The 5,438-nt window shown below is 64.3% G+C and carries 5 protein-coding genes; 3 read left to right on the top strand and 2 right to left on the bottom strand.

Going from position 1 to position 5,438, the window contains the following annotated elements; translation table 11 throughout:
- Positions 1 to 1,386, bottom strand: a 1,386-nt coding sequence (locus Q7U29_RS08050) for a zinc metalloprotease (protein ID WP_304740226.1), incomplete at its 3' end; no start/stop codon positions are given.
- Between the two features lie 688 nt (positions 1,387 to 2,074).
- Here Q7U29_RS08050 and Q7U29_RS08045 point away from each other — a divergent pair.
- From Q7U29_RS08045 to Q7U29_RS08035, 3 genes are read left to right on the top strand one after another with little or no spacing between them, the layout of a single operon-like run.
- Positions 2,075 to 3,673 (top strand): HAMP domain-containing sensor histidine kinase, encoded by a 1,599-nt coding sequence (locus tag Q7U29_RS08045; protein WP_304740224.1) that lies wholly within the window; start codon positions 2,075 to 2,077, stop codon positions 3,671 to 3,673.
- A 45-nt stretch (positions 3,674 to 3,718) separates the two neighbouring features.
- A complete protein-coding gene (locus tag Q7U29_RS08040; RefSeq protein ID WP_304740222.1) occupies positions 3,719 to 3,928 on the top strand; it encodes a DUF1289 domain-containing protein in 210 nt (69 codons plus the stop codon).
- A 31-nt stretch (positions 3,929 to 3,959) separates the two neighbouring features.
- On the top strand, positions 3,960 to 4,514 hold the full coding sequence (locus tag Q7U29_RS08035) for a TIGR02281 family clan AA aspartic protease (protein WP_304740220.1): 555 nt from the start codon (positions 3,960 to 3,962) through the stop codon (positions 4,512 to 4,514).
- Here Q7U29_RS08035 and dusA read toward each other — a convergent pair.
- On the bottom strand, positions 4,476 to 5,435 hold the full coding sequence (gene dusA / locus Q7U29_RS08030) for a tRNA dihydrouridine(20/20a) synthase DusA (RefSeq protein ID WP_304740228.1): 960 nt from the start codon (positions 5,433 to 5,435) through the stop codon (positions 4,476 to 4,478). The genes Q7U29_RS08035 and dusA overlap by 39 nt on opposite strands.
- Positions 5,436 to 5,438 lie beyond the last annotated feature (3 nt).

The following is a 5,438-nucleotide window of genomic DNA, read 5'->3' as shown; positions in this document are numbered from 1 at the left end:
CATGTTCTCGTAGCCCGTGAGCGACGGGCCCCAGGCCGCGCCGTTCCACCATTTGTGATACAGCGCGCGGTCGCTGCCCAGCACGAACGCGTCGATCCGGTTCGCACCCCACGACACCACCGGCGACGAACTCGCACGCGCGCCGCCGGCGGCCGACCCGATCGAGCTCCGCGGACCATCGAGACAGGCCTGCATGCGGGCGACCTGGCCCGCGCTGAACATGACCATCGCGGGATCATCGACATAGTCCATATAGTTCATGAACATGTCGCCGTTGGGTCCATTGCTGCAGGAGACACGCGGGAACGTCGGCGTGCCGGTATTGGGCCCTCCCTGATTGGGCGTATCCGCCACGTTGTCCGTGCCGGAGCAGCCGGTGCCGTCATCGCCCCAGATGTGGTTGAGGTTCAGCCAATGGCCGATCTCGTGGGTTGCGGTACGGCCGAGATGGAACGGCGGCGCGGCGGTGCCGACGGTGCCGAATGCGGAGTGAAGAATGACCACGCCATCGTTCGCGGCTGGTCCGCCCGGGAACTGTGCGTAGCCGAGCAATCCGCCCGAAAGCTGGCAGACCCATATGTTGAGATAGCGGTCCGCGGGCCACGCGTTGGTGCCGCCGGTCGCCTGAGACTTGACCGCATCGTCGGAACCGAACGAGGCAACCGTTGTCTGCCGACGGGTGATGCCGTTGGTCGGAGCGCCGTTCGGATCGACATTGGCGAGGAAGAACTCGACTCTGGAGTCCGTCGCCAACGGCAGAAACGCAGCCGGTGTGCTGCTGACGTCCGGATTGGTGCGACGGAAATCGCGATTGAGCACATCGATCTGGCTGGCGATCTGCGCGTCGGAGATATTTTGCGCTGCCGTGTTCGACACCACGTGCACCACGACCGGGATGCGGGTCACCCCCGGCCGTGCCGCCGGGCCTCCGCTTTGCTGGAGGATGCGGGCCTGATTTTCGATTTGGGCCCTGGCTCGGGCGTAGGACGGGTCTCGCGACAGCAGTCGGCGGTGCACCTCCATGGTCGCGCAACTGCGCGAACGCGGCGTGTTGCCGTCTCCATCACCGCCGCCACCCCCACCCTTACCGCCACCACCATTGCCACCGCCGCCCCCGCCCATCCCGCCTCCGGGCATGCCGTCGTCCGCGTCCTCGTCGCGAGCGTCCATCATGCCTGCGGGCATGCCTCCGTCATTGTCATCGTTCGCGTGCATGCCGACCGCCGATATGCTGCCGATATCCTCGTTGCCCGGCATCAAATGAAGAGTCTCCGGCTCCCCGTTCTCCCCGGCCATCGTATGGGACGCCGACGGCATACATCCGCAGTCATCGCTTTCGCTGCTGCTCACACGGCGTGACGGTTTCTTGGATTTGTGGTTCGACATTGCAGACCTCCTGTGAATTTGACCGGTATCGTGAATGCGCGGTCCTTGGACGGCCGCACGGCCATCCAGGTCTTTCTTCAGGGCCTTGTCATCGAAGCTTGTTTCTGTCTCCCGCAGGCAACTAAGCGGGGCGACCGGCGCGGCATAGCAGGTTGAGTTTGTATAATTGCATATATCTCAGGTAGCAGACGGAGAGAGGTGAAGCAGTTCACACTCCGTAACTATTTTTTCCATTGATGAGTTGATTGCGGTCTTCGACTTTCCGCCGCTGACGTCGGGCAGGAATGGTCTGCGAGCCAGGATGTGGCAACCGCTCGATCGAGTTCTCTTGCATTCGCCATGGCGTCCATCCCGTATGGTGCCCAGCAGCCCTCGTCCGCTCAGGCTACGCTCGCGCACGTCAGACGCAACCAAAAGCTTTCATGCCGCGCAATTTCGCTTGATCAAGAATTCGTGTTGGCCGTCGTCGTGCGAATCTCGTATGCGCCCCCGGGCAGTCGATTACGACAGCAGCGCTGCCACGCGCCAGGGTGGCAGGGCGCTGACCGCGCGAAGCCCGCGCAACAGGTTAATTTAACCCCTCGTTAACCGGATTCTTTACCGCTTTAAGTCAGCTCTTAATGATTTAGCGGCAGAGATAGACAATGCAAAAGCCCGCGCGTGCAGCGGGCAGGATTTGTGTTGTTTGATGAGTAAACCCGCAGAAAAGCCCGAAGTCGTTCAACTTCCGGCCGAAGCCCCTGTCGCCGCGCCGGTCAGCAACCGCCGCGTTGCCGCGCAGCGGGTGCGCGAGGCCCGTGACAGGTTAACGTCGACCAGCGGAACCCGCCCTGCTTTCGATCGCGAACTGCTTCGGCAATACGCCCAGACCCGGATCTCGGCGTCCTACGTCGTGATGCTGCTGGTGGTGGCGACCGGACTGCTGTTCGGCTTCTTCATGGAACCGATCTCCGCCGCGGCATGGACCTGCGGCATGTTCTGCATCCAGGCCGTCATCATCCGCAATTGCCGCAAGTTCCTGGGCGAGCAGGCCTCCCTCACCGCCACGCAAAAATGGCGGACGCGGTTCGTGCTGCTCGATCTCCTGTACGGCCTGTGCTGGACCGCGATCCTGCTCCACCCGACAACCCCCGGCGTGGTCTCGAACACGCTGATGATGTTCCTGATGCTGCTGGTGATCGCGGTCTCCAGCATGCTCGCGGCCAGCCTGCCGATCGCGGCCCTGGTGGCGACTGCGCCGGTGACGGCAGCCATCGCCATCAACTTCGTGCTGGGCGGCACCTTCGACAATTATTTGCTGGCGCTGCTCGCGCTGGCCGCCGAGGGATATTTCGCGCTGCTCGCCCATCGCCTGCATTCGACGACGCTGGCGACGCTGGAGGCGCGCGCCGAAAAGGATGCGCTGATCGGCGAGCTCGAGCAGGCCAAGGCGATCTCCGACGAGGCGCGGCATCGCGCCGAATCCGCCAACGTCGCCAAATCGCGGTTTCTCGCGCAAATGAGCCACGAGCTGCGGACGCCGCTGAACGCGATCCTCGGATTTTCCGAGGTGATGAAGAGCGAAATTTTTGGCGCGCATGCCGTTCCGGTCTACAAGGAATATTCCGCCGACATCCACAATTCCGGCGTCCACCTGTTGAACCTGATCAACGAGATTCTCGATTTGTCGCGGATCGAGGCCGGCCGCTACGAACTCAACGAAGAGGCGGTGTCGCTGGTGCATGTGGTGGCGGACTGCCACCATCTGCTGAAATTGCGCGCCTCCAGCCGCGGCATCACCATTCACGAGGTGTTCGAGCAGGGCATGCCGCGAATCTGGGGCGACGAGCGCGCGACCCGCCAGATCGTGCTCAATCTCCTGTCCAACTCGATCAAGTTCACGCCGCAGGGCGGCGAGATCTGGCTCAAGGTCGGATGGACCGCGTCCGGCGGACAGTATCTCAGCGTCAAGGATACCGGCTCCGGCATCGCGGAAGATGAAATCCCGATCGTGCTGGCGTCGTTCGGCCAGGGCTCCAATTCGATCAAATCAGCCGAACAGGGCGCCGGCCTCGGCCTGCCGATCGCCAAGAGCCTGATCGACATGCACGGCGGCACCTTCACGCTCAAATCGAAGCTGCGCATCGGCACCGAAGTCATCGTCACCTTCCCGCCGGAGCGCGTGATGTCGGCGCTGGCACCGATGGCCGAGGAGGCACCGCCGCTGCAGCCGGAAAGCACCGTGACCGCCGAGGACAAGCGGAGAATCCGCAACAAGCCGATCATGAGCGCCGGCACCGGGCTGTGACCGGAGCGCTTGCGCAGACAACCGAAACCGCTTCACTATCGCAGAATGAGCAAAGAAACGCCGTGCATCGCAGTCTGTATCATGGATCCCAGAACCAGCCTTTGTTTGGGCTGCGGACGTACCCTGCCGGAGATCGCGCGCTGGCACCGGATGGACACCGCGGAGCGGCATGCGGTGATGGCGCTGCTCGCCGGTCGCATGGCCGACGCGGGTATCGCGCAGCCCGAGCTGGCGGCCGCCCCGAAGCCGGACTGACGTGCACCTCCCCTTGCACGGGAGGCCCGCTGTGAGCCGCTTTATCCTCGTTCTCATCATGCTGGCGGTGACCGCCACCGCCGTGATCGCCTATCGGGATCCGGAGCAGCTGGCGCGCGCCAGCGACAGCGTGTCCGACATGCTGCGCAATCGAACCGTATCGCCGGCGCACGCCGTCCAGATCCCGCGCCGTCAAGGCGGTGAATTCGTCCTGCACGCCAGGATCAACGGCGTCACCGCCCCGATGGTGATCGACACCGGCGCGACCTCGGTGGTGCTGACCTGGGAAACCGCGAAGGCGATCGGACTGCCGCTCGAAATGCTCGAATACAATGTCGACGTCGAAACCGCCGGCGGCCATACCAAGGCGGCGCGGCTGACGCTGGACCGGCTTGCCGTCGGCAAGCTGGTCGAGCGTTCGGTGCCGGCGCTGGTGGTGCCGCGCGGCCAGATGAAGACCAACCTGCTCGGCATGAGCTTTCTGGACCGGCTGCAAAGCTGGGGCGTTCAGGCCGACAAACTGAAGCTGCACGGCTATCCCGACGTCTCAGGCCGCAATCGACGCGACCGCACGGCCGTCAACTAGCGCAACCGCATCGCGCAGCACATCGACGCCGGCACCCGGCCTGACGCCGTTCTCGGCGAGGTGGCGGCGGAAAGCACGGGCGCCCGGCACGCCGAAAAACGTGCCGACGAAATGCCGCGTCATCGAATGCAGCCGCGTGCCCTGCGCGAGCTGATCCTCGATATAGGGCACCATCGCCTCGAACACGTCCTTCATGGCGTTGTATGGCGCCGGCTCGCCGAACAGTTCGGGATCGGCCGCCAGCAATCGCCACGGATCGTGATAGGCCGCGCGCCCCAGCATCACGCCGTCGACATGCGCAAGGTGCGCCTTGGCCGCGGCGAGATCGGCGATGCCGCCATTGATGATGACGGGCAGATCCGGCATCGCTGCCTTCAGCCGATACACCCTGTCGTAATCGAGCGGCGGGATGTCGCGGTTTTCCTTCGGCGACAATCCGTTGAGCCAGGCCTTGCGGGCATGCACGATCAGCGCATCGGTGCCGGCGGCGACGACGCTGCGCGCCAGCGCATCGAGCGCCACCTCCGGATCCTGATCGTCGATGCCGAGCCGGCATTTGACGGTGACGGGAATGCGGACCGCGCGCTTCATGGCGTGGACGCCCTCGGCGACCAGCGCCGGCTCCGCCATCAGGCAGGCGCCGAAGCGGCCGTCCTTCACCCGGTCCGACGGGCAGCCGACATTGAGATTGATTTCGTCGTAGCCAAAATCCTCGCCGATTTTCGCAGCCGTGGCGAGGTCGCGCGGATCCGAACCGCCGAGCTGCAGTGCGACCGGATGCTCGCTGGCATCGAAACCGAGCAGCCGGGCGCGGTCGCCATGGATGATGGCGCCTGATGTCAGCATCTCCGTGTAGAGCCTGGCACGCCGCGTCATCAGCCGGTGAAACACGCGACAGTGGCGGTCGGTCCAGTCCATCATAGG

The organism is Bradyrhizobium sp. (genome assembly GCF_030654605.1).
GTDB lineage: Bacteria > Pseudomonadota > Alphaproteobacteria > Rhizobiales > Xanthobacteraceae > Bradyrhizobium.
The sequence above is the reverse complement of the archived record's forward strand: the minus strand, read 5'-3'. Positions and strand labels throughout refer to the sequence as shown.